General features: G+C 70.2%; 3 protein-coding genes. 1 reads left to right on the top strand and 2 read right to left on the bottom strand.

Annotated features, from left to right (window positions below):
- Positions 1 to 56 precede the first annotated feature (56 nt).
- Entirely contained in the window at positions 57 to 641 is a 585-nt protein-coding gene (locus tag ABD151_RS16170) for a DUF2017 domain-containing protein (protein WP_343995819.1), read from the bottom strand.
- Positions 638 to 895 carry an ATP-dependent Clp protease adapter ClpS gene (clpS, locus tag ABD151_RS16165; RefSeq protein ID WP_343995818.1) on the bottom strand — a complete coding sequence of 86 codons (258 nt, stop codon included), beginning with the start codon at positions 893 to 895 and terminating at the stop codon, positions 638 to 640. Before clpS ends, ABD151_RS16170 begins: the two co-directional genes overlap by 4 nt.
- A gap of 77 nt (positions 896 to 972) precedes the next feature.
- Here clpS and ABD151_RS16160 point away from each other — a divergent pair, with 77 nt between their 5' ends.
- Complete coding sequence (locus ABD151_RS16160; protein ID WP_343995817.1) at positions 973 to 2,262, top strand: nicotinate phosphoribosyltransferase; 1,290 nt, start codon at positions 973 to 975, stop codon at positions 2,260 to 2,262.
- Positions 2,263 to 2,377 lie beyond the last annotated feature (115 nt).

Here is a 2,377-nt window from a genome sequence, read left to right as displayed (position 1 = left end):
CCCTTCTGTCGTTCACTCCCCCGCGGCCGTCTCACCTCACGCAGCGGCGGACGCACTCACTCGACGAGGGCGCCGACCAGGGTCTCCTGCAGGTAGCCGACCCATTCGTAGATGTCGTGGGCCTGGGCCATCGGATCGTCGTCCGGCAGCGCGTACCAGCGCTCCTCGTCGCCGTCCTCGATGCCGAGGCGGGTGGCCAGCGCGAGCCGGATGTCGGTGAACCCGCGCAGCCAACGCTCCGCGGCGGGCTCGGCCAGCTCGACGTCGATGTGCAGGGTCTCGTCGATGACGTCGTCGGGCAGGCCGGCCTCGTCCAGGTCGTCGATGATCTGGCCGGCAGCCGTGGCCTTGCTGTCGCGCAGCGTGCCCTCGGTGAAGCGCCGGAAGTCGCCCGCCGCCTCGACGTCGTCGAGGTAGGCGCTGGGGAAGAGCCGGGCGAGGACCGGGTCCTCGGGCTCGGTGGTCGGGCCACTGAAGTCCATCAGCGCCTCCAACGGATCGCCGCCCTGCTTGGGCGCCGCCTCCTCGTTGCGCAGCAGCTCCACCATCTGCGAGGCCAGCGAGCGCAGCAGCTCGGCCTCGAAGCCGGTGAAGTTCGCGATCACCAGACCGCTCTTGCGGTGCCGTGCGAACCCGGTCATGAGCTCCGCTCCATGGTCGCCCACAGTCCGTACTCGTGCATCGCCTGCACGTCGCGCTCCATCTCCTCGCGGGTGCCGGTGGAGACCGCCGAGCGTCCGTCGTTGTGGACCTCGAGCATCAGCTTCTCCGCCTTGGCCTTGTCGTAGCCGAAGTACTTCTGGAAGACGTAGGTGACGTAGGACATCAGGTTCACCGGGTCGTTCCACACGATCGTCACCCAGGGCTTGGCGAGGAAGGTGATCTCATCAGGCATCTGTGTGACGTCAAGATCGGGCTCGACGTGAACCGGGCTGGAGGCTGTCACGCCGCAATCGTGACACAGTGGGTCCTGTGCGCCCATCAACTGCCCTGTTGACCGACCACTATGAGCTCACCATGCTGCAGGCGGCACTCGCTGCCGGCACCGCACAGCGACGCTCCGTCTTCGAGCTCTTCGGACGCCGGCTCCCCCAGGGCCGCCGCTACGGCGTGGTCGCCGGGGTCGGACGGGCACTCGACGCACTGGAGGAGTTCCGCTTCGACGACGAGGTGCTGGAGACGCTGCGCGACGTCGTCGACGAGCCCACCCTGTCCTGGCTGGCCGACTACCGCTTCAGCGGCGACATCTGGGGATACGCCGAGGGCGAGACGTACTTCCCCTACTCCCCGCTCGCGGTGGTGGAGGGCACCTTCGCCGAGGCGGTGGTGTTGGAGACGCTGCTGCTCTCGATCTACAACCACGACTCGGCGATCGCCTCCGCAGCCTCGCGGATGACGCTGGTCGCCGGCGAGCGGCCGTGCATCGAGATGGGCTCGCGCCGCACCCACGAGGAGGCGGCGGTGGCCGCCGCACGGGCTGCGTACATCGCTGGCTTCGCCAGCTCCTCGAACCTGATGGCCCGGCAGCGCTACGGGGTGCCGACGGCCGGCACCTCGGCGCACTCCTTCACGCTGCTGCACGACACCGAGGAGGACGCCTTCCGGGCACAGATCGCCAGCCAGGGCAGGGGAACGACGCTGCTGGTCGACACCTACGACGTCGCCGAGGCGGTGCGCCGCGGCGTGGAGATCGCGGGCCCGGAGCTCGGCGCGGTGCGTCTCGACTCGGGCGATCTGGGCGTGGTGGCACGCGAGGTCCGCGCGCAGCTCGACGCGCTGGGCGCGCACCGGACCCGGATCATCGTCACCTCCGACCTGGACGAGTACGCGATCGCGGCGCTGGCCGCGGCGCCGGTGGACGGCTACGGCGTCGGCACGCAGCTGGTCACCGGATCCGGCCATCCCACCTCGGGATTCGTCTACAAGCTGGTCGCCCGTGAGGGCGACGACGGCGAGATGGTCTCGGTGGCGAAGAGGTCGAAGGACAAGATCTCGATCGGCGGCCGCAAGTACGCGTTGCGGCGTCGCTCGACGGCCGGGGTGGCGCAGGCCGAGGTGGTCGGCATCGGCACCATGCCCCTCGACGACGGCGACGACCGGCCGCTGCTGGTTCCCCTGGTGCGCGACGGCAAGGTGGTCGGACGCGAGTCGCTCGACGCCGCCCGGGAGCGGCACCGGCGCTCGGTGGCCGAGCTGCCCCGTGCGGTGCAGGCGATGTCCGCAGGCGATCCGGCGATCCCGACGGTGCATCTTCCGGAGTAGCGGCCCGGCCCCGCAACGTGTCCGGGAGGTGACGCGGTTCGGGTTCATCGGCTCGGGGTTCATCGGCTCGGGGTGACCAGCACCGGCTCCGCCTCCAGCACCCGCAACCGCACCG

Source organism: Nocardioides dubius (assembly GCF_039528155.1).
Taxonomy (GTDB): Bacteria; Actinomycetota; Actinomycetes; order Propionibacteriales; family Nocardioidaceae; genus Nocardioides; species Nocardioides dubius.
The sequence above is the reverse complement of the archived record's forward strand: the minus strand, read 5'-3'. Positions and strand labels throughout refer to the sequence as shown.